This window comes from uncultured Veillonella sp., assembly GCF_963551295.1.
Classification (GTDB): Bacteria; Bacillota; Negativicutes; order Veillonellales; family Veillonellaceae; genus Veillonella.
In genome coordinates this window covers 20,725-42,394 of sequence record NZ_CAUVFT010000009.1, presented here as the reverse complement: position 1 = coordinate 42,394, position 21,670 = coordinate 20,725, and the positions used below count along the sequence as shown (strand labels likewise).

General features: G+C 41.9%; 21 protein-coding genes. 20 read left to right on the top strand and 1 reads right to left on the bottom strand.

From position 1 onward, the window contains the following. Window positions 1–136 precede the first annotated feature (136 nt). Window positions 137–4,297 (top strand): DNA-directed RNA polymerase subunit beta, encoded by a 4,161-nt coding sequence (rpoB, locus tag RYO55_RS03845; RefSeq protein WP_314984233.1) that lies wholly within the window; start codon window positions 137–139, stop codon window positions 4,295–4,297. 29 nt (window positions 4,298–4,326) lie between these two features. Beyond that, window positions 4,327–8,529: a DNA-directed RNA polymerase subunit beta' gene (rpoC, locus tag RYO55_RS03840; protein ID WP_314984231.1), complete on the top strand. Its 4,203-nt coding sequence runs from the start codon at window positions 4,327–4,329 to the stop codon at window positions 8,527–8,529. Window positions 8,530–8,792: 263 nt separating this feature from the next. Here rpoC and RYO55_RS03835 read toward each other — a convergent pair whose 3' ends face one another. Next, window positions 8,793–10,814 carry a BCCT family transporter gene (locus tag RYO55_RS03835; protein WP_314984229.1) on the bottom strand — a complete coding sequence of 674 codons (2,022 nt, stop codon included), beginning with the start codon at window positions 10,812–10,814 and terminating at the stop codon, window positions 8,793–8,795. A 355-nt stretch (window positions 10,815–11,169) separates the two neighbouring features. On the opposite strand from RYO55_RS03835, the gene RYO55_RS03830 reads away from it, so the two are divergent. The 18 genes from RYO55_RS03830 to rplX all read left to right on the top strand — a co-directional run bounded on the left by RYO55_RS03830 (window position 11,170) and on the right by rplX (window position 21,660). Beyond that, on the top strand, window positions 11,170–11,415 hold the full coding sequence (locus RYO55_RS03830) for a ribosomal L7Ae/L30e/S12e/Gadd45 family protein (RefSeq protein ID WP_314984244.1): 246 nt from the start codon (window positions 11,170–11,172) through the stop codon (window positions 11,413–11,415). A gap of 76 nt (window positions 11,416–11,491) precedes the next feature. Beyond that, on the top strand, window positions 11,492–11,866 hold the full coding sequence (rpsL, locus tag RYO55_RS03825; protein WP_004693554.1) for a 30S ribosomal protein S12: 375 nt from the start codon (window positions 11,492–11,494) through the stop codon (window positions 11,864–11,866). 52 nt (window positions 11,867–11,918) lie between these two features. Then, window positions 11,919–12,389 (top strand): 30S ribosomal protein S7, encoded by a 471-nt coding sequence (gene rpsG, locus RYO55_RS03820; protein WP_095066421.1) that lies wholly within the window; start codon window positions 11,919–11,921, stop codon window positions 12,387–12,389. Window positions 12,390–12,404: 15 nt separating this feature from the next. Continuing rightward, complete coding sequence (fusA, locus tag RYO55_RS03815) at window positions 12,405–14,480, top strand: elongation factor G (protein WP_302498768.1); 2,076 nt, start codon at window positions 12,405–12,407, stop codon at window positions 14,478–14,480. 50 nt (window positions 14,481–14,530) lie between these two features. Beyond that, window positions 14,531–15,718, top strand: coding sequence for an elongation factor Tu (gene tuf, locus RYO55_RS03810; protein WP_314984226.1), 1,188 nt, complete (start codon window positions 14,531–14,533; stop codon window positions 15,716–15,718). Between the two features lie 184 nt (window positions 15,719–15,902). Further along, on the top strand, window positions 15,903–16,214 hold the full coding sequence (gene rpsJ / locus RYO55_RS03805; RefSeq protein WP_004695100.1) for a 30S ribosomal protein S10: 312 nt from the start codon (window positions 15,903–15,905) through the stop codon (window positions 16,212–16,214). A 12-nt stretch (window positions 16,215–16,226) separates the two neighbouring features. Then, on the top strand, window positions 16,227–16,868 hold the full coding sequence (rplC, locus tag RYO55_RS03800; protein WP_004695102.1) for a 50S ribosomal protein L3: 642 nt from the start codon (window positions 16,227–16,229) through the stop codon (window positions 16,866–16,868). 26 nt (window positions 16,869–16,894) lie between these two features. Next, entirely contained in the window at window positions 16,895–17,518 is a 624-nt protein-coding gene (gene rplD / locus RYO55_RS03795) for a 50S ribosomal protein L4 (RefSeq protein WP_004695105.1), read from the top strand. After that, window positions 17,518–17,802, top strand: coding sequence for a 50S ribosomal protein L23 (gene rplW / locus RYO55_RS03790; RefSeq protein ID WP_004695108.1), 285 nt, complete (start codon window positions 17,518–17,520; stop codon window positions 17,800–17,802). The genes rplD and rplW overlap by 1 nt, the downstream gene beginning before the upstream one ends. A 26-nt stretch (window positions 17,803–17,828) precedes the next feature. After that, entirely contained in the window at window positions 17,829–18,659 is an 831-nt protein-coding gene (gene rplB, locus RYO55_RS03785; RefSeq protein WP_005385496.1) for a 50S ribosomal protein L2, read from the top strand. A 23-nt stretch (window positions 18,660–18,682) separates the two neighbouring features. After that, window positions 18,683–18,964: a 30S ribosomal protein S19 gene (gene rpsS / locus RYO55_RS03780; protein WP_004695110.1), complete on the top strand. Its 282-nt coding sequence runs from the start codon at window positions 18,683–18,685 to the stop codon at window positions 18,962–18,964. A 13-nt stretch (window positions 18,965–18,977) separates the two neighbouring features. Continuing rightward, on the top strand, window positions 18,978–19,313 hold the full coding sequence (gene rplV, locus RYO55_RS03775; protein WP_004695112.1) for a 50S ribosomal protein L22: 336 nt from the start codon (window positions 18,978–18,980) through the stop codon (window positions 19,311–19,313). A 16-nt stretch (window positions 19,314–19,329) separates the two neighbouring features. Further along, window positions 19,330–19,998 carry a 30S ribosomal protein S3 gene (gene rpsC / locus RYO55_RS03770; protein WP_004695113.1) on the top strand — a complete coding sequence of 223 codons (669 nt, stop codon included), beginning with the start codon at window positions 19,330–19,332 and terminating at the stop codon, window positions 19,996–19,998. Then, entirely contained in the window at window positions 19,998–20,435 is a 438-nt protein-coding gene (rplP, locus tag RYO55_RS03765; RefSeq protein WP_004695114.1) for a 50S ribosomal protein L16, read from the top strand. The genes rpsC and rplP overlap by 1 nt, the downstream gene beginning before the upstream one ends. Continuing rightward, window positions 20,425–20,628 carry a 50S ribosomal protein L29 gene (gene rpmC, locus RYO55_RS03760; RefSeq protein ID WP_004695115.1) on the top strand — a complete coding sequence of 68 codons (204 nt, stop codon included), beginning with the start codon at window positions 20,425–20,427 and terminating at the stop codon, window positions 20,626–20,628. Before rplP ends, rpmC begins: the two co-directional genes overlap by 11 nt. 39 nt (window positions 20,629–20,667) lie before the next feature. Beyond that, window positions 20,668–20,928 carry a 30S ribosomal protein S17 gene (gene rpsQ, locus RYO55_RS03755; protein WP_295206356.1) on the top strand — a complete coding sequence of 87 codons (261 nt, stop codon included), beginning with the start codon at window positions 20,668–20,670 and terminating at the stop codon, window positions 20,926–20,928. Window positions 20,929–20,952: 24 nt separating this feature from the next. Further along, on the top strand, window positions 20,953–21,321 hold the full coding sequence (gene rplN / locus RYO55_RS03750; protein WP_004695117.1) for a 50S ribosomal protein L14: 369 nt from the start codon (window positions 20,953–20,955) through the stop codon (window positions 21,319–21,321). Window positions 21,322–21,339: 18 nt separating this feature from the next. Beyond that, window positions 21,340–21,660 (top strand): 50S ribosomal protein L24, encoded by a 321-nt coding sequence (rplX, locus tag RYO55_RS03745; RefSeq protein WP_004695118.1) that lies wholly within the window; start codon window positions 21,340–21,342, stop codon window positions 21,658–21,660. Window positions 21,661–21,670: the final 10 nt, after the last annotated feature.

Genomic DNA, 21,670 nt, shown 5'->3' with positions numbered 1-21,670 from the left:
GGTTATTTTAAAAATGAAATGGACCTTGCTTTATTTGACGTTGCCCGAGCAGGAAAACTGAGACCTGTAAGATGTCTTTTTCATGCCGTTATAGAAAATGGTAGACCAGTGTGTTTTGATAGGGGTGAAAGCAAATATGTTCAAACCTGAACAGGTAGGCAAACGAACTCGTTATACATATGCAAAAATTAACGAAGTTATCAAGATGCCGCATTTATTGGACATTCAACGTAAATCGTATGAGTGGTTCTTGGAGAGTGGTTTACAAAATATTTTCAACGATATTTCTCCGATTAAAGACAATTCAGGTAATCTAGTACTTTCTTTTGAAGGTTTTAGCTTAGGTGAACCTAAGTATGATATTAATGAATGTAAAAACCGTGATGCTACTTACGCAGCACCACTTCGTGTAAATATTCGCTTGGTAAATAATGATCCAGAAAATATGGACATTAAAGAACAAGAAGTATTCATGGGCGATTTCCCATTGATGACAGATACAGGTACTTTCATCATCAATGGTGCAGAACGTGTTATCGTATCCCAATTAGTACGTTCTCCAGGCGTTTACTACAATAAAGAAATCGATACAATGGGTAACCGTTTGTATGATTCCACAGTTATTCCTAACCGTGGTGCATGGATTGAACTTGAAACAGATGCTAGTGAAGTGGTAGCTGTTCGTATTGACCGTAACCGTAAATTACCAGCTACTGTATTGGTACGTGCATTAGGTTGGGATACGAATGAAAGTATCCTCGACCTCTTCTGGAATGGTAAAACTGATGAGGATGGTTTACCAGTATATGATGAACGCATCGTTCGCACATTAGAAAAAGATACAACTCAATCTGCTGACGAAGCATTAGTTGAAATCTATAAAAAATTACGTCCAGGTGAGCCTCCTACTGTAGAGTCTGCTCGTAACTTGTTCGATAACTTGTTCTTCGATGCACGCCGTTATGACTTAGCGCGCGTTGGTCGTTATAAATTGAACAAAAAACTTGGCTGGCGCCAACGTATGTTGGGTCAAACATTGGCTCAACCAATTGTAGATCCAGAAACTGGCGAAATTATCCTTGATGCAGGCGTACAAGTTGGGGAAGAACAACTTGATATCGTTGCTAATAGCCATGTTTTCGATGGTGAAGGTTTTGCTGAATTCTATATCGTAAATAATGATGGTGTAGAGTCTAAAGTTATCTGTAATAACTGCAACTTACCATATGATCACCGTACAGTAACACGTGAAGACATGATCGCTAACATTTCTTACTTGCTCAACCTTATGGATGGTGCAGGTCATACAGATGATATTGACCACTTGGGTAACCGTCGCCTTCGTTGCGTAGGCGAATTGTTGCAAAACCAATTCCGTATCGGTTTAACTCGTATGGAACGTGTTGTTCGTGAGCGCATGACAATTCAAGAAACTGAATCCATTACGCCTCAAGCGTTGATCAATATTCGCCCTGTAGTGGCAGCTATCAAAGAATTCTTTGGTTCTTCTCAATTGTCTCAGTTCATGGACCAAACAAACCCATTGGCGGAATTGACTCACAAACGTCGTCTTTCTGCCCTTGGCCCTGGCGGCTTGTCTCGTGAGCGTGCAGGTTTCGAAGTTCGTGACGTGCATCATTCTCACTATGGTCGTATGTGTCCTATTGAAACTCCAGAAGGTCCAAACATTGGCTTGATTAACTCCTTGTCCAACTATGCAAAGGTAAACGAATTTGGCTTCATCGAAGCACCATACCGTAAAGTAGAAAAAGTGTATGGTAAAGGCAAGGATGCTGACAAGGTTGTTAAAGTGCGCGTATCTGACAGCGTAGTATACATGACAGCTGATGAAGAAGAAGGCATGACAATTGCCCAAGCGAACTCTCCACTTGATGCAGAGGGGTACTTCACAACTGAACACGTAGCTTGTCGTCGTGGTCATGATGTATTAGAAGTTACACCGGATAAGGTTGACTATATGGACGTTAGTCCAAAAGAAGTTGTATCTATTGGTACAGCTATGATTCCATTCCTTGAAAATGACGATGCTAACCGTGCCTTGATGGGCGCGAACATGCAACGTCAAGCGGTACCACTTTTGCGCGCTCAAGCACCACTTGTTGGTACAGGTATGGAATATACAGCAGCTACTGACTCTGGTGTTTGCGTATTGGCGCGTGAAGCAGGTAAAGTTGTACGTTGTTGGGGTAATGAAATCCACGTTCTTCGCGATAGCGATGGTCGTGTTGATACATACCATTTGAATAAATTCCTTCGTTCTAACCAATCCACGTGCTTTAACCAAAAACCAATCGTCAATCGTGGGGACCATGTTGTAAAAGGCCAAGTATTGGCTGATGGTCCTGCTACAGATGGCGGCGAATTGGCATTAGGTTATAACGTTCTTGTAGCGTTCATGCCTTGGGAAGGTTATAACTACGAAGATGCTATCTTGCTTAGTGAAGAACTCTGCAAAGAAGATATCTATACATCCATTCATATTGAAGAATACGAATGTGATGCTCGTGATACCAAATTAGGTGCTGAAGAAATTACTCGTGAGTTGCCTAATACAGGTGACGACACACTTAAAAACTTAGACGAAGATGGTATTATCTGCATTGGTGCAGAAGTACATCCTGGCGATATCCTTGTAGGTAAAGCTACTCCAAAAGGTGAAACTGAGCTTACTCCAGAAGAACGTTTGTTGCGTGCTATTTTTGGTGACAAAGAACGTGAAGTTCGTGATACTTCCTTGCGCGTGCCTCATGGCGAATCTGGTAAAGTTGTAGACGTTAAAGTTTTCACTCGTGAAAATGGCGACGAATTACAACCAGGTGTAAATAAACTTGTTCGCGTATATATCGCTCAAAAACGTAAGATTCATGAAGGCGATAAAATGGCGGGCCGTCATGGTAATAAAGGTGTCGTTTCTCGCGTTATGAGAAAAGAAGATATGCCATTCCTTCCAGATGGTACTCCAGTACAAATCGTATTGAACCCATTGGGCGTACCTTCTCGTATGAATATCGGTCAGGTTCTTGAAACTCACTTGGGTTGGGCTGTTCAAGGCTTAGGTATGAAAATCAAAGCTACAGACCTTCACATTCAAAACGTGTTGAAAGAAGCTCGTACTGATGCGTCTTACTGGGAACAAATCGATGCAATCCGCGACCTTTATGCTCAAATTGAAGAATTGGAAGCGAAAGTTGCAGAAGATGTAACCGTAAATCATTTCGAAGAAAATGAACAAATCATTACTTTGAAAACTAAAATTCTAAAACATGTAGAAAAAGCGGCGCAAAAGAAATTGGACGCTATGGGTGGCGAAGCTCGTTACCAAGAACTTAAAGCTATTGAAGCTAAATACAATGCACTTCATGTAGAGTTCTTTGATTCTGAAGAGGATGCTCCTGAAATGGATCCTGTTCTTGTAGAGGAATTAGAGGCCATTAATAAAGTTAAGAATACGCTTAACAATATTCACTCTGCTGAAGAAAAACGCGTTGAAATCCGTAAAGAGCTGGAAGGTCTTGGCTACGACTTTGACAAATATGGCATGCCAAAACCAGATGTAGCAGGTATTCATATTGCTACACCTGTATTTGATGGTGCTCACGAAAAAGATGTATTCGAAACATTGGCGATTGCAGGTCGTCCTGATGATGGTAAAACCGTGCTATATGATGGTCGTACTGGTGAACCGATGGATAATCGCGTTACTGTTGGTTACGTTTACATGCTTAAACTCCATCATTTGGTTGATGATAAAATCCATGCTCGTTCTACAGGTCCGTACTCCCTTGTTACACAACAACCTTTGGGCGGTAAAGCTCAGTTCGGTGGCCAACGTTTTGGGGAAATGGAAGTTTGGGCTCTAGAAGCATATGGCGCAGCCTATACTCTTCAAGAGCTATTAACTGTTAAGTCTGACGATGTTGTTGGTCGTGTGAAAGCATACGAAAAAATCGTTAAAGGCGAAAACATCCCTGAACCAGGTGTACCTGAGTCCTTCAAGGTATTGCTTAAAGAACTTCAAAGTATCGGTCTCGATGTAAAAATCTTGAACGAAGATCAAGAAGAAGTTGTTATGAAAGAACTTGAGGACGAAGATGAGGTGGTAGAAACTGGTATTGAAGAAGTTATGGAAGGCAGTGCTGTAGAAACTGATGAAGTAACTGTAGTAGAACCAGAAGTAGAGGAAGAGGAAGAATTACCAGCTGATAACGGCGGTGAAGATGATATCCTTAGCCAATTGGCGTACCCAATGGGCGACTCCTCTAACGATGAAGACTAAAACTATCTATAAGGAAGGGAGCGATAGTAGTGCTAGACGTAAATGAATTCGATTCCATGCGAATCGGTTTAGCCTCTCCAGAGCAGATTTTATCCTGGTCTCATGGGGAAGTTAAGAAACCTGAAACAATTAACTACCGTACGTTGAAGCCAGAACGTGATGGTCTATTCTGTGAACGCATTTTTGGACCAACAAAGGACTGGGAATGTCACTGCGGCAAATATAAACGCATCCGCCATAAAGGCGTAGTCTGCGACAAATGTGGTGTAGAGGTTACTCGTGCGAAAGTACGTCGTGAACGCATGGGCCATATTCAATTGGCTACTCCTGTATCTCACATTTGGTACTTCAAAGGAATCCCATCCCGTATGGGTCTTATCCTTGACATATCACCACGTTCTTTGGAACGCGTATTATACTTTGCTTCCTACATCGTAGTAGATCCAGCTGGTACACCATTGACAAAACGTCAATTGTTGTCCGAGCAAGAATACCGCGAATACGAAGCTCAATTTAATGAAGACGGTTATACTATCGGTGGTAAATCCGTCGTAATCGAAACAGTAGCTCAACGTAATGAACGTTTAGCTATTGTTCGTGAAGCACAACGTAAAGAGCGCTATAATGCGGCTCTTCGTGATGATGCAACAATACCAGAAGCTGATAAGGAATACGAAGAATTAACTCGTGAAGAACGCTATGAATTAGGCGCTGCTGAAGAGGTCCTCTTCGCATGTATCGACATGGGTGCTGAAGCGGTAAAAGCTCTCTTATCAGAACTTGATCTTGAAGCATTGAATGCTGAATTGCGCGAAGAGTTGAACACTGCTAGTGGTCAACGTAAAATCCGTGCAGTTCGTCGTTTGGAAGTAGTAGAAGCATTCCGTCAATCTGGGAACCGCCCAGAATGGATGATTATGGATATCGTTCCTGTAATCCCACCTGAATTGCGCCCTATGGTTCAATTAGATGGTGGCCGTTTTGCTACATCTGACCTCAATGATTTATACCGTCGTGTTATCAACCGTAACAATCGTTTGAAACGTTTGTTGGATTTGGGTGCTCCTGATATTATCGTGCGCAACGAAAAACGCATGCTTCAAGAAGCGGTTGATGCATTGATTGATAATGGCCGTCGCGGTCGTCCTGTTACAGGTCCTGGTAACCGCCCATTGAAATCTTTATCCGATATGCTTAAAGGTAAACAAGGTCGTTTCCGTCAAAACTTGCTCGGTAAACGTGTTGACTACTCCGGTCGTTCCGTAATCGTAGTAGGTCCTGAACTTAAAATGCACCAATGTGGTTTACCAAAAGAAATGGCATTGGAATTGTTCAAACCGTTCGTTATGAAACGCTTGGTAGAACGTGGTCAAGCATCCAATATTAAGGCCGCTAAACGCCAAGTCGAAAGAATCGGCCCTGGCGTATGGGAATCCTTAGAAGAGGTAATCAAAGAACATCCAGTTCTCTTGAACCGTGCCCCTACATTGCATAGACTTGGTATTCAAGCCTTCGAACCAATCCTTTGGGAAGGCCGTGCTATCAAATTGCATCCACTAGTATGTACAGCGTTCAATGCCGACTTTGACGGTGACCAAATGGCGTGTCACTTACCATTGTCCGTAGAAGCACAAGCGGAAGCTCGTACATTGATGCTTTCTAGCCATAATATTTTGTCCACTAAGGACGGCAAGCCGGTAGCAGTACCTTCTCAAGATATGATCTTAGGTACATACTATTTAACAGTTGTACGCGAAGATACTCGCGATAAAGCCAAAACATTTGCTACCTATGATGAAGTTATGCTTGCCTATGAGTCTCATATCATTGGTTTGCAAGATATTCTTTATATCCGTTTACCTGATCATGGCCGTGTAGAAACAACAGCAGGTCGCTTGATCTTCAACAATGCTTTATTCCCAGAATTGTGGCAATATGAGAAACGTGAAGATGGCACTTACACATTAGGTAAGGTCATGGATAAGAAAACAGTTGGTAAATTGGTTGATCAATGTTTCCAATTGTTTGGTAATGAAAAGACTGCAGAACTTTTGGACCGCATCAAGTCCTTGGGTTACTCCTTTGCACGTCGTGCAGGTATGACTGTAGCTATTGCTGATATTAAAGTACCAGAAGTTAAAACTAGTTTGTTAGATACAGCGGAGCAAGAGGTAGAAAAAGTATCTCGTATGTACCGTCGTGGTCTTATTACAGAAGAAGAACGTTATCGTAAAACTATCCAATTATGGACAAAGGCAACAGAAGATGTTACCGATGCGATGATGGATAACATGGCGTGCGACAAAGATGGCTTCAACCCTGTTTACATGATGGCTATCTCTGGTGCCCGTGGTAATAAACAACAGATTCGTCAGCTTGCTGGTATGCGTGGTTTGATGGCTGATCCATCTGGTCGTATTATCGACTTACCAATCAAAGCAAACTTTAAAGAAGGTTTGACTGTATTGGATTACTTTACATCCTCTCATGGTGCTCGTAAAGGTTTGGCCGATACAGCGCTTCGTACAGCTGACTCTGGTTACTTGACTCGTCGTCTTGTTGACGTATCTCAAGACGTAATCGTTCGTGAGGATGATTGTGACGTTGTAGGTATTGATCTCGTTCGTGAGCGTGCTCGGTTAGCTACATCTTCACGTCAAGCATTAGAATTGCTTAAAGATAAGCTCATTGGTCGTGTTCTAGATAAAGATGTAGTGAACGCTGAAACAGGAGAACTTGTTGTACCTGCTGAAACTATCTTAGACGAACAATGCTTGGCTGATATTGCTGAAGCCGGTGTTACATCTATTGCATTGCGTGGTGCACATTTGGGTTCTGATAGCGATATTAATCATACTAACTTGGTTCAAAAAATTATTCTTGGTGAAAGCGACGATAGCATCCGTGCAACATTGAAAGAAACTATGGTTCAAAATATGTTGAATAAGGATACTGTACAAGCAATCGTTGACAGCGAAGGGGTAGAAATTTTCCCAGCTGATACACGTCTCACCGAAGAAGGCATCGAAGCGATTCTTAACTCCGATGTAAAAGAAGTACAAGTACGCAACAATGAAATCCACGGTATTGAAGTGGAAGCTATCGTTGAAGGCACTGGTGTTATCGAGCCATTAAAAGACCGTATCGTAGGTCGTATTGCAGCTGAAGAATTAGTTAATAAGGAAACTGGCGAAGTCATCGTTCCTCTTAACAGTGAAATCACAGAGGCGTTAGCTGATGAAGTTGTAAAACACTATGAAACAGTAAAAATCCGTTCCGTATTAACTTGCCGTAGCCCGTATGGCGTATGTCGCAAGTGTTATGGTCGTGATCTAGGAACTGGCAACCAAGTTCAAGTTGGTGAAGCTGTAGGTATCATTGCGGCACAATCCATCGGTGAACCTGGTACTCAGTTGACAATGCGTACGTTCCATACTGGTGGTGTCGCAGGTGACGATATTACACAAGGTTTGCCACGTGTTGAAGAATTGTTCGAAGCTCGTAAACCAAAACGTAATGCTATCATCGCAGAAAACGAAGGTATAGTTCGCGTTGTACCTAATGAAGGTAAAAAAGGTACAAATACTATCTTTATCACTGGTGAAGATGGTGTTGAACTCGATTACCTCATCCCTTATGGTTCTCGTATTATCGTTAAAGACGGTGATGTGGTATCCTTGGGCGCTCGTTTGACTGAAGGCTCCATCAATCCTCATGACATCATGCGTGTAATGGGTACTGAAGCAACTCAACGTTACCTCGTATACGAAGTACAAAAAGTATACAAATCCCAAGGTGTAGAAATTAACGATAAACATATCGAAGTTATCGTTCGTCAAATGCTTCATAAAGTTAAAATTGAAACAGCTGGCGATGCGGATATGCTTCCAGGCGATATGGTCGATGTTAATACCTTTGACGAAGAAAACCGTCGTCTTACCCTCAATGGTCGTGAAAATGCTACGGGCAAACGCACGTTATTGGGGATTACGAAAGCCGCTTTGGCAACGGACTCCTTCTTGTCCGCTGCATCATTCCAAGAAACGACACGTGTTCTTACCGATGCTGCTATCAAGGGTAAAATCGATCCATTGTTGGGCTTGAAAGAAAACGTAATCATTGGTAAGTTGATTCCTGCTGGTACAGGCATGAGTCGTTACCGTAAGATTGAAGTTGTAAAAAATACCCCTGAAATCATTGATATTACGGAAGAGGTTATGTCTGAAGATTAATTGCTTCGGAGCGGCCGTTAGGCTATATATAATTGTATAGACTTGTTGCATTATTGATACTGTGCGACAGAATAAAAAAGGGTGCACCCGCGAGGTGCACCCTTTTGTTATGGGGAATTATTGGTTTGAGAGATATATGTATATGAGCTCTATGATTATATGTCTCTATAATTATAGGTCTATATAAATTGAGGGCTTCATGATATGTGTTAGTATCAGTTTGTAAAATAAAATGATACTTTGTTAAGGTTGTGGTATGAAAACTATTCAGCTGCTTCTTCCGCGTCATGAGACATGATGTCATAACCGACGTCATCCGATAAAGTAAGATATCGTTCGTACTGTCGAATGATATCGGTAATGATATCCTCTCGTGTCATATACTGCGCATCGTATCCGGCGCGCCCGTCACTGAAATATGTCATAGGAATTGCGTTGGTGCTTTCAGTAATGTGAGGAATGTTAGGATCTTCAATGAGATGATCTGATACCTCTTGCGTAACGAGCTTGATGCCGTAGGTAAAGTTGCGCATTGATTCTTTTTCGATGGTTAACTCTACGGAGGCGTCGTTACTGTTGAAATATTTGTCAATTCTCGTAGTTAATCCGTACTCTTCGGTCAATTCTTTATTGAGCTGATACATAGCAGGTAGTGCTGTCGTTTTCATAAAGGAGATAACATCTTCTGACTGCGTTTGATTGAGTATTTTGGCAAGACCTTGCTTCCAGTTCTTGCTGTCCCAGTAGATGGATGTGGTTGAAAGTTTTGTGTTAAAGTATTGCGTATCTGTCAATAATCCCTGCCATAAGCTGTAGCACATGATAACCATCAAGGCTGCAAACGGTAAGGCGAGAATGAGTGTTACCGACTGGAGTACGTTGAGTCCGCCGATGCTGAGCAAGCTGATGGCGAGGAATGCCATTACGGCGCCCCACATTGGACACTGCCATTTCGGTGATGGCGTGCCTTTGTCATAAGCGGCAATATTATTTAATACATAAATCCCCGAGTCGGCGGATGTGATAAAAAATAATGCCAATACGATAATCGATAGGAGATTAGTCAAACCGGATAATGGTAAATATTCAAGAAATGCGAAGAGTAGTTGTTCTGGTTTATCGGTTAATGCACCGAGTGCACCGTTTGCTACTGTTTCATCGATATAAATTGCAGTGTTACCAAAGATAGTAAACCAAACGATAGTAAATACAGTTGGAATAATGAGTACCCCAAAGATGAATTCTCGAATTGTGCGACCTCTTGAGATTCGTGCGATGAACATGCCCACAAATGGCGCCCAAGATAACCACCAAGCCCAGAATAGTATGGTCCAGCTGAAGAACCATAGTCGGGTTTCTGGTGTATAGATAGATGTATAGAAGCTTTGTCCTAAGATATGTGATAAATAGTATCCAAAGTTTTCTACCGTTGAATTTAATAGGAGCAATGTAGGACCTGTACAGAGTACAAAGAGCATTAAGACTAATGCGACCGATATATTGATTTCACTGAGCAGCTTAACGCCTTTATCAATACCTGTAACAGCAGATAAAACGGCAATGGACATAATGACGATGATGATGACCGTTTGTGCGGGAAAGTCGTTAGCGGAAATGACGTCAATATATAGAAAGCCCGCACCTAGTTGGGCGGCACCAAATCCTAAGGTGGTTACAATACCTAATAAAGTTACACAAAGTGCGATGATATCGATAATGTGCCCTCGTGGGCCATTGATCTTATCCTTCCACAGAGGATAGAAACATGAACGTAGTGATAATGGCAATTTATAGCGAAAACCGAAATACGCTAATGCTAAAGCCATAATGCCGTATACCGTCCATGCATTGATGCCCCAGTGAAAGATGGAGCGGAATAACGCTTCCTTGGCGTTAGGTGCACCATCGACTAAGCCTACAGCAGAGTGATAATGTGAGAGCGGCTCAGCAGTTCCGAAGAACATGAGACCTACACCGGTACCCGCCGCAAATAACATGGCGAGCCATGCGGTATAAGAGAATTCCGCTTCTTCATCATCGCTACCCAGTTTAATGTCACCTAGCGAACTAAGTGCAAGAAAGATATTGAAGATAAAGAAGAGACTTATGGATAAAACATAAAACCAGCTGAAATCTTCAAATATAATATCACGAACCCTTTGGAGAATCGTTTGAGATATTTGCGGAATCAGAAGGGCACATAAGCTCAGTCCTAAGACGATAGACAAGCTACCTATAATTACAGGGGGATTAAAATTTGAATAACGTTTGATGAGTTTAATCATATAATCTCCTTTCTTTAGTAACTTATAAATACAAATATTTGTTCTATATTAATTTATATCATAATAAAATGGTGTTTATATTAATTTTGCATAATTGGTAAAAGAAAAAATAATAGCAAATGTATAGAATGATTATTTATACATAAAAATAATGATATATGAATAAAAAAACGCTCTTCATTTATAATTTAAGATTGCGTGAAACACACGGATGAGTGTACATATAAAATGCAGATGTAGAGCGGTGTATGACATTGGAAATTGTTTGACATGGCCTGCTGTAATTGATATACTTACATAGTGCTTTAGGCGAGGTATGCCTAATGGGCATAATTTCGTAAGGAGAATTAGTACAATGGACATTGCCCATCTGAAGTCGGTGAACAAAACAATCGGTGCCAAGCAAACGTTGAAACAAATTGCTAAAGGTGCTGTGAAGTACGTGTTCCTCGGTTGTGATAGTGATGAACGTGTGGTACAGCCTTTACGGATTGCTTGTGAAGAACAGGGGATACTTGTGAATGACGAGCACACCATGGATGATCTCGGACGTGCGTGTCGCATCAAGGTGCGGGCCACAGCTGTAGGCATCCTACGTTAATCTCGGTAATATCCGATGTAACACTTTGTTATGACGGATCAATTATAAATCTCAAATTTGGAAAGGAGGTGCCCAAATGCCAACAATTAATCAGCTAGTACGCAAAGGCCGCATGAGCTTGACTAAAAAATCTACAGCTCCTGCGCTTCAAGAATCTCCACAAAAACGTGGTGTATGTACTCGTGTGTACACAGCTACTCCAAAGAAACCAAACTCCGCGCTTCGTAAAGTTGCCCGTGTACGTTTGACAAACGCTATTGAAGTAACTGCTTACATTCCAGGCATTGGTCACAATTTACAAGAACACAGTGTTGTACTTATCAGAGGCGGTCGTGTAAAAGACCTTCCAGGTGTGCGTTATCACATCGTTCGTGGTGCATTGGATACAGCTGGCGTACAAAATCGTATGCAAAGTCGTTCCAAATACGGCGCGAAAAAAGCTAAAAAATAATTTTAGCCATTAAACGAAATTAACACACATCATTATAAAGGAGGAATTGAACATGCCAAGAAAAGGCCCTGTTCCGAAACGTGATGTACTTCCAGATCCGGTGTACAACAGCAAATTAGTAACACGTTTCATTAACAAAGTTATGTACGATGGTAAAAAAGGCATTGCTGAAACTATCGTATATGATGCATTCGAAATTATTCGTTCCAAAATGGGTCAAGACCCAATGGAAGTTTTTGATCAAGCATTGAAAAATGTTATGCCTGTACTTGAAGTGCGCGCTCGCCGTATCGGTGGTGCGAACTACCAAGTGCCAGTTGAAGTTCGTGCTGATCGCCGTCAAACCCTCGGTATTCGTTGGGTTGTAACTTACGCTCGTCTTCGTGGTGAACGCACTATGAAAGAACGTTTGGCAGGCGAATTGATGGACGCTTTCAACAATGCAGGCGCTGCAATCAAGAAAAAAGAAGATACTCATAAAATGGCAGAAGCTAATAAAGCATTTGCTCATTATCGTTGGTAATAAGAGGTGACAACTGTGGCAAGAGAGTTTTCCTTAGCAAAAACTCGTAATATCGGTATCATGGCTCACATCGATGCTGGTAAAACAACAACTACAGAACGTATCCTCTACTATACAGGTATCGTTCACAAGATCGGCGAAGTACATGAAGGCGCTGCTACGATGGACTGGATGGAGCAAGAACAAGAACGTGGTATCACAATCACTTCTGCTGCAACAACTTGTCAATGGAAAGAACATCGTATCAACATCATCGATACTCCTGGTCACGTTGACTTTACTGTAGAAGTAGAACGTTCTCTACGTGTACTTGACGGTTCTGTTGCGGTGTTCAGTGCTAAAGGTGGCGTTGAACCTCAATCCGAAACAGTATGGCGTCAGGCTTCTAACTACGGCGTACCTCGTATCGCTTATGTAAATAAGATGGATACTGTAGGTGCTGACTTCTTCAACGTAGTTGACATGATGAAAACTCGTTTGGGTGCAAATTCCGTAGCTATCCAAGTACCAATCGGTGCTGAAGATACTTTTGAAGGCATCATTGACTTGATGACTATGAAAGCGGAGATTTACAAATCCGATGACGGTAAAGAATATGAAATCACTGATATCCCTGCTGAATATCAAGAAGTAGCAGAAGCTCGTCGCGAAATGATGATCGATGCTATCGCTGAAACTGATGACGATATCATGATGAAATATTTGGAAGGCGAAGAAATCTCCATAGAAGAATTGAAAGCAGCAATGCGTAAAGCCGTTATTGCTAATCAATTGTTCCCGGTTCTTTGCGGTTCTTCCTACAAAAACAAAGGTGTACAAATGCTGTTGGATGCTGTAATCGATTATATGCCAGCTCCAATCGACATCCCACCTATTAAAGGGGTTGTTCCTGGTACTGAAGAAGAAACAACTCGTCCTTCTTCCGATGAAGAGCCATTCTCCGCATTGGCATTCAAAATCATGGCGGATCCTTATGTTGGTAAATTAGCGTTCTTCCGTGTGTACTCCGGTACATTGGAATCCGGCTCCTACGTTTTCAACTCCACTAAAGGTAAAAAAGAACGTATCGGTCGTATTCTTCAAATGCACGCTAACTCCCGTAAAGAAATCGAACGCGTATATTCTGGTGACATCGCTGCGGCGGTTGGCTTAAAGGATACTACTACAGGGGACACATTGTGTGATGAAAAATCTCCTGTAATCCTTGAGTCCATGGAATTCCCTGAACCAGTTATTTCCGTTGCTGTTGAACCTAAAACAAAAGCTGACCAAGAAAAAATGGGTACAGCTCTTGCTCGTTTGGCAGAAGAAGATCCTACTTTCAAAGTTCGTACTGATGAAGAAACAGGTCAAACTATTATTTCCGGTATGGGCGAACTTCACTTGGATATCATCGTTGACCGTATGAACCGTGAATTTAAAGTAGATTGTAACGTAGGTAAGCCTCAAGTAGCATACCGCGAAACTATCCGTAAAGCTGTTAAGGCTGAAGGTAAATTCGTGCGTCAATCTGGTGGTCGTGGTCAATATGGTCACTGCTGGTTGGAATTGATTCCTCAAGAACCAGGTGCTGGCTTCGAGTTTGAAAACAAGGTTGTAGGTGGCGCAATTCCTCGTGAATACATCGGACCTGTAGAAAACGGTGTTAAAGAAGCTATGGAATCTGGTGTTATTGCTGGGTACCCTATGGTTGATGTTAAAGTTATCGTATTTGACGGCTCTTACCATGACGTTGACTCCAACGAAATGGCCTTCAAAATTGCTGGCTCTATGGGCTTTAAAGAAGGTGCTCGCAAAGCAGATCCTGCATTGCTTGAACCATACATGGCTGTAGAAGTAGACGTTCCTGAAGAATACATGGGCGACGTTATCGGTGACTTGAACTCCCGTCGTGGTCGCATGGACGGCATGGAAGCTCGCAATGGTTCCCAACATATCAAAGCATATGTTCCATTGAGCGAAATGTTTGGTTACGCAACAGATCTTCGTTCCAAAACCCAAGGTCGCGGTAACTACTCCATGACATTCGATCATTATGAAGAAGTTCCTAAGAAAATTGCTGAAGAAATTCAAGCAAAGAAAAACGGTTAATCTTACATTAGATTAATAGAATTACTATTTTCCTCGGAGGATAATTTAAAATGGCAAAAGAAAAATTTGAACGTACGAAACCGCATGTTAACATCGGTACAATCGGTCACGTTGACCATGGTAAAACTACTTTGACTGCTGCAATCACTAAAGTATTGGCTGAAAAAGGTCAAGCTGACTTCCAAGATTACAGCATGATTGATAAAGCTCCAGAAGAACGTGAACGCGGTATCACAATCAACACTGCACACGTTGAGTATGAAACTGCTAACCGTCACTATGCACACGTTGACTGCCCAGGCCATGCTGACTATGTTAAAAACATGATTACTGGTGCGGCTCAAATGGACGGCGCTATCTTGGTTGTATCCGCAGCTGACGGCCCTATGCCTCAAACTCGCGAACACATCTTGTTGGCTCGCCAAGTTGGTGTTCCTGCAATCGTAGTATTCTTGAACAAAGCTGACATGGTTGACGATGAAGAATTGATCGAATTGGTAGAAATGGAAGTTCGTGAACTTCTTTCTTCCTACGAATTCCCTGGCGACGAAGTACCTATCGTTGTAGGTTCCGCGTTGAAAGCTTTGGAAGGCGACGCTCAATATGTAGCTAAAATTGACGAATTGATGGACGCTGTAGACTCCTACATCCCAACACCAGTTCGTGACACTGATAAACCATTCTTGATGCCTGTGGAAGACGTTTTCACAATCACTGGTCGTGGTACAGTAGCAACTGGCCGTGTTGAACGTGGTCAAGTAAACGTTGGTGATACTGTTGAAGTAGTAGGCTTGAAAGAAAAAGCTGAACAATATGTAGTAACAGGTCTTGAAATGTTCCGTAAAGTGTTGGATTCTGCAGTAGCAGGTGACAACGTAGGTGCATTGCTTCGTGGTGTTGATCGTAAAGACATCGAACGTGGTCAAGTATTGGCTAAACCAGGCTCCATCAACCCACACACAAAATTCAAAGCAGAAGTATACGTATTGACTAAAGAAGAAGGTGGCCGTCATACTCCATTCTTCTCCAACTACCGTCCACAATTCTACTTCCGTACAACAGACGTAACAGGTGTTGTAAACCTTCCTGAAGGTGTAGAAATGTGTATGCCTGGCGATAACGTAACAATGGAAATCGAATTGATTACTCCAATCGCTATTGAAGAAGGTCTTCGTTTTGCGATCCGCGAAGGTGGCCATACAGTAGGCGCTGGCGTAGTAACAGTAATCGAAGGTTAATTTAATCTTTTATGCTCATCGTAGAATAAATGCGTTGAGCACAATATATGCAGCACTCAGAGCGGCAGATAATGCCGCTCTCGTGTTGTGTTTTTAAACTATGAAGTAGAAGGTTGCCTCTGCGGAGGAGAATTTCTATGGAGCAGCCCATTCACGAAATGGACGACAGGAGGAATTATTAATAATGGCTAAACAGCAAAAAATCCGTATTCGCCTTAAGGCATACGACCACAAAGCTCTCGATCAAAGCGCTGCTAAGATCGTAGACACTGCAAAAAGAAATGGCGCAATGGTATCTGGTCCGATTCCATTGCCAACAGAAAAGAATATCTTCACAATTCTTCGTTCTGTACACGTAAATAAAGATTCTCGTGAACAATTCGAAATGCGTACACATAAACGCTTAATCGATATTCTTGAACCAAATTCGAAAACAGTAGATGCTATCACTCGTTTAGATTTACCAGCTGGTGTATCTATTGAAATAAAACTATAAGGAGGTGCGATAATGTCTAAAGCTATTTTGGGTAAAAAATTAGGAATGACACAAGTCTTCACAGCTGAAGGCCAATTAGTTCCTGTAACAGTAGTGGAAACTACCCCAAGCGTTGTAGTGCGCGTAAAGACTGTAGAAACAGACGGCTACGAAGCAGTACAAATTGGTTATGGTTCCATTAAAGAAAAACATTTAACAAAACCTGTAAAAGGTCAGTTCGACAAAGCTGGCGTAGCTCCAGTGAAATATCTTCGCGAAGTTCGCGTAGCTAATGCAGCTGACTACACAGTAGGCCAAACTCTGGCAGCTGATATCTTCGCAGAAGGTGAATTGGTGGACGTAGTGGGTACAGGTAAAGGTAAGGGTTTTGCTGGCACAATTAAACGCCATAACTTCTCCCGTGGTCCTGAAACTCATGGTTCTAAATCTCACCGTGAACCTGGTTCCATCGGTCCTATGATCTCCGGTGGCGGCGGTAAGGTATACAAAGGTAAAAAACTCCCTGGACAAATGGGTGGTTACAGAGTTACCGTACAACGCTTATCCGTTGTGAAAGTTGATGCTGAACGTAACCTTTTATTGGTTAAAGGTGGTATCCCAGGCGCTAAAGGTAGCTTGGTTATGGTTCGCAACACGGTTAAACCTGTTAAATAATCATTTGTCGAAAGGAGGATTATGTAATGCCTACAGTAGCAACATATAATCAATCCGGCGTTAAAGTCGGTGAAATACAGTTAAACGATGCAGTATTCGGCGTTGAAGTTAACGAAGCCGTAATGCATCAAGCCGTAGTTCGTCAATTGTCTAACGAACGTCTCGGCACACATGCAACAAAAACTAGAGGTATGGTTCGTGGCGGTGGTCGCAAACCTTGGAAACAAAAAGGTACTGGCCGTGCTCGTGCAGGCTCCAGCCGCTCCCCAATCTGGATTGGTGGTGGTACTACATTTGGTCCACAACCTCGCAGCTATTACAAAGCTATGCCTCGTAAGGCTAGACGTTTAGCAGTTAAATCTGCTCTTAGCGATAAAGTGAATAATAGCGAATTATACGTTTTGGAAGAAATCACATTAGCAGCTCCTAAAACAAAAGAAGTGTTGAACATTATTAATAGCTTCAACGTTGGTGATGCAAAAGTATTGTTCATCACTGAAGGTGATGTAAATGTTGAACGTTCCGCTCGCAACATTCAAGGTGTAAAAGCTTTGGCTTGCGAAGGTATGAATATTTTCGATCTTCTTCATTACGATAAGCTCTTCATTACTAAAGGCGCTGTCGCAAAAATCGAGGAGGTGCTCGGATAATGCAATTACATGATGTACTAATCCGCCCGGTTATTACCGAAAAATCCACTATGCTTATGGAAGAAGGCAAATACACTTTCCGTGTGCCTTTAACTGCAAATAAAGTGCAAATCCGTCAAGCAGTTGAAAAAATCTTCAATGTAAAGGTAGAAAAAGTAGCTACTATTCGTGTTTTAGGTAAAACTAAACGCATGGGTCGTACACAAGGTAAACGTAGCGATTACAAAAAAGCTATCGTGACCTTAAAAGCTGGCGAATCCATTGAATTCTTTGAAGGTGTCTAAGAGTCTAGTTGTAAGGAGGCCCACTAATGGCAATTAAATCATTTAAACCGTACTCCGCTGGTCGCCGGTTTATGACAGTATCCGCCTTCGACGAAATCACAGCAAGCAAACCAGAAAAATCCTTGCTCGCTAAGATTTCTCAAAAAGGTGGTCGTAACAATACTGGTAAAATGACAGTTCGTCACCAAGGTGGCGGTCACAAACGTCAATACCGTATTATTGACTTCAAACGTACTAAAGATAATATTCCAGCTAAAGTAGCAACAATCGAGTATGATCCTAACCGTTCTTCTCGTATCGCTTTGCTTAACTACGCTGATGGTGAAAAACGCTACATTTTAGCTCCTAACGGTCTAAAAGTTGGTGACGTTGTATTCTCCGGTCCTGAGTCCGATATTAAACCTGGTAACTGCTTACCATTGGCTAATATTCCAGACGGTACACAAATCCACAATATCGAATTGAAAATCGGTAAAGGTGGTCAAATCGTTCGTTCCGCTGGTACATCTGCTCAATTGATGGGTAAAGATAATGGCTACGCTATTCTTCGTTTACCATCTGGTGAAATGCGTCGTGTTCGTCAAGAGTGCCGTGCAACAGTTGGTGTTGTTGGTAACGCTGACCATAGCAACCTTGTAATCGGTAAAGCTGGTCGTCATCGTTGGATGGGTGTTCGCCCTGGCAACCGTGGTGTTGTAATGAACCCTTGTGACCATCCACATGGTGGTGGTGAAGGTAAATCTCCTGTTGGTCGTAAACATCCTGTTACACCTTGGGGTAAACCAGCACATGGTGTTAAAACTCGCGACAAGAAAAAAGCTTCTAATAGCTTAATCATTAAACGTCGTACAAAATAGGATAAAGGAAAGGAGATAAAATAGTGTCCAGATCTATTAAAAAAGGCCCTTTCGTAGCAGATCATTTGCTTAAGAAAGTTGAAGCTTTAAACGAAACTAACGAAAAGAAAGTTGTAAAAACCTGGTCCCGTGCCTCTACTATTATCCCAAGTTTTGTAGGCCACACAATTGCTGTGCATGATGGTCGCAAACATGTACCTGTATTCATTACAGAAGATATGGTAGGTCATAAATTAGGTGAGTTCGCTCCTACACGTACTTATAGAGGTCATGGTAAGGACGAAAAATCTACAGGCAAAAAATAGGAGGAAATAATACATGGAAGCAAAAGCAATCGCTAGACATATCCGAATCGCGCCTCGTAAAATCCGTATCGTTGCAGATTTAGTGCGCGGTAAAAACATCGGCGAAGCATTTGCCATCTTGAAGTTCACTCCGAAAGTTGGCGCTGATGTAGTAGAAAAAGTTATGCGTTCTGCAATCGCAAACGCTGAACATAATTTCGATATGAATGTTGACAATCTTTACGTATCCGAGATCTTCGTTGATCAAGGCCCTACATTAAAACGCATTCATCCTCGTTCCCGTGGTCAAGCTTTCAAAATTTTGAAACGTACTAGCCACGTAACAGTAGTAGTTAAAGAAAGAGCTTAAGAAGGAGGGAAACAGAGTGGGTCAAAAAGTTAATCCACACGGTTTGCGTGTCGGTATCGTAAAAGATTGGGACGCAAAATGGTATGCAGATAAAGATTTCGCTGCTAATCTTCATGAAGACGTAAAAATTCGTAACTTCTTGAAAGAAACCCTTTTCATTGCTGGTATTTCCCGCATTGAAATCGAGCGTACAAATAAACGTATTAAATTGACTATCCACACTGCGAAACCAGGTATGGTTATCGGTCGTGGTGGTGCTGGTATCGAAGATATCAAAAAAGCAATGACTCGTTTCACTGATAAACAAGTGGATGTTAACATTGCAGAAATTAAACAAGCAGATATGGATGCAACATTAGTTGCTGAAAACATTGCGGGCCAATTGGAACGCCGTATCGGCTTCCGCCGTGCAATGAAACAAGCTGTAGGTCGTACAATGCGCTTAGGTGCAAAAGGTATCAAAATCATGGTAAGCGGTCGTCTTGGCGGTGCTGAAATCGCTCGTAGCGAATCCTACCGTGAAGGTTCTATTCCTTTGCATACACTTCGTGCAGACATTGACTACGGTACTGCTGAAGCTCATACAACATATGGTTGTATTGGCATTAAAGTATGGATTTACAAAGGTGAAGTTTTGCCAGAAGCAAAACAAGCACCTGCTAAGAAGGAAGAAGGTGGCAAGTAATGCTTATTCCAAAGCGCGTAAAACATCGTAAGCAATTCCGCGGCCGTATGAAAGGTCGTGCTATGCGCGGTAATACAGTGTCTCATGGTGAGTTCGGCTTGGTAGCATGCGAACCATCTTGGATTACAAACCGTCAAATTGAAGCTGCCCGTATTGCTATGACTCGTTATATCAAACGTGGTGGTAAAGTATGGATTAAAATTTTCCCTGACAAACCAATCACAGCTAAACCAGCTGGTACTCGTATGGGTTCCGGTAAAGGTTCTCCTGAATACTGGGTAGCAGTGGTTAAACCAGGTCGTGTAATGTTTGAAATGGACGGTGTGCCAGAAGCTACAGCTCGTGAAGCCATGCGTCTTGCAAGCCATAAACTTCCAATCAAATGCAAATTTGTTGTTAAGGGTAAAGAATTGGGTGGTGACGTAAATGAAGGTTAATGACATTCGCAATATGAGCGCTGCCGAAATGGAACAAAAAGTTTCCGGTCTTAAGGAAGAGTTATTTAACCTCCGTTTTCAGCTTGCAACAGGTCAATTAGAGAATCCTATGCGCATTCGTGAAGTTAAGAAGACAATCGCTCGTATTAAAACTGTACAACGTGAAGTTGAACTTAAATCTGAAAACGCATAATAACAGATTTGTTAATGGTTGAAAAGGAGGCTTAAAATCGTGGCAGAAGAAAGAAACGTACGTAAAGTTCGCGTAGGTAAAGTTGTAAGCGACAAAATGAATAAAACTGTTGTTGTTGCTGTAGAACGTAAAGTACCTCACGCATTATATAACAAGCCAATGGTTAGCACAAAACGCTTCAAAGCTCATGATGAAAATAATGAGTGCCAAGTTGGCGATACAGTTAAAATTGTAGAAACTCGTCCACTTTCTAAAGATAAATGTTGGAGAGTTGTTGAAATTCTTGAAAGACAAAAATAAGAGTGATGTAAGGAGGAATAGACGATGATCCAGCAACAAACAATTTTGAATGTTGCCGACAACACTGGTGCTAAACGTATTATGTGCATCCAAGTCATGGGCGGTTCTTATCGCAAATTCGGCAATATCGGTGACGTAATCGTTGCTTCTGTAAAAGATGCATCACCCGGTGGCGTTGTCAAGAAAGGCGACGTAGTTAAAGCTGTTATTGTTCGTTCTAAAAAAGGTATCCGCCGTCAAGACGGTTCCTATATTCGTTTCGATGAAAACGCAGCAGTAGTTATTAAAGATGACAAGACCCCTCGTGGTACTCGTATCTTTGGACCTGTAGCTAGAGAACTTCGTGAAAAAGACTTCATGAAAATCGTTTCTTTGGCTCCAGAAGTATTATAAGAAGGAGGAACGCAGCATATGGCTAAGCTACAAATCAAAAAAGGCGATACAGTTGTTGTTATCTCCGGTAAAGATAAAGGTAAGCAAGGTACAGTTATCGCAACTGAACCTAAAAAAGAACGCGTATTTGTTGAAGGCGTTAATACTGTAAAACGTCACACAAAACCTTCCCAAGCTAACCCACAAGGTGGCATCGTTACTAAAGAAGCGGGCATTCACGTTTCTAACGTAATGGTTGTTGACCCAGAAACTAAAACAGCTACTCGTATCAAAAAGGTAGAAGGTAAGGACGGTAAATTCGTTCGCGCTACTGTTAAATCCGGTACAGTACTTAAATAATCAGGAAAGG

Bases quoted from the DNA above. Each gene is read 5' to 3' on its own strand.
- rpoB (WP_314984233.1), top strand. From the start codon at position 137: ATGTTCAAACCTGAACAGGTAGGCAAACGAACTCGTTATACATATGCA.
- RYO55_RS03835 (WP_314984229.1), bottom strand. From the start codon at position 10,814: ATGATTAAACTCATCAAACGTTATTCAAATTTTAATCCCCCTGTAATT.
- RYO55_RS03830 (WP_314984244.1), top strand. From the start codon at position 11,170: ATGGACATTGCCCATCTGAAGTCGGTGAACAAAACAATCGGTGCCAAG.
- rpsL (WP_004693554.1), top strand. From the start codon at position 11,492: ATGCCAACAATTAATCAGCTAGTACGCAAAGGCCGCATGAGCTTGACT.
- rpsG (WP_095066421.1), top strand. From the start codon at position 11,919: ATGCCAAGAAAAGGCCCTGTTCCGAAACGTGATGTACTTCCAGATCCG.
- tuf (WP_314984226.1), top strand. From the start codon at position 14,531: ATGGCAAAAGAAAAATTTGAACGTACGAAACCGCATGTTAACATCGGT.
- rpsJ (WP_004695100.1), top strand. From the start codon at position 15,903: ATGGCTAAACAGCAAAAAATCCGTATTCGCCTTAAGGCATACGACCAC.
- rplC (WP_004695102.1), top strand. From the start codon at position 16,227: ATGTCTAAAGCTATTTTGGGTAAAAAATTAGGAATGACACAAGTCTTC.
- rplD (WP_004695105.1), top strand. From the start codon at position 16,895: ATGCCTACAGTAGCAACATATAATCAATCCGGCGTTAAAGTCGGTGAA.
- rplW (WP_004695108.1), top strand. From the start codon at position 17,518: ATGCAATTACATGATGTACTAATCCGCCCGGTTATTACCGAAAAATCC.
- rplB (WP_005385496.1), top strand. From the start codon at position 17,829: ATGGCAATTAAATCATTTAAACCGTACTCCGCTGGTCGCCGGTTTATG.
- rplV (WP_004695112.1), top strand. From the start codon at position 18,978: ATGGAAGCAAAAGCAATCGCTAGACATATCCGAATCGCGCCTCGTAAA.
- rplP (WP_004695114.1), top strand. From the start codon at position 19,998: ATGCTTATTCCAAAGCGCGTAAAACATCGTAAGCAATTCCGCGGCCGT.
- rpmC (WP_004695115.1), top strand. From the start codon at position 20,425: ATGAAGGTTAATGACATTCGCAATATGAGCGCTGCCGAAATGGAACAA.
- rplN (WP_004695117.1), top strand. From the start codon at position 20,953: ATGATCCAGCAACAAACAATTTTGAATGTTGCCGACAACACTGGTGCT.
- rplX (WP_004695118.1), top strand. From the start codon at position 21,340: ATGGCTAAGCTACAAATCAAAAAAGGCGATACAGTTGTTGTTATCTCC.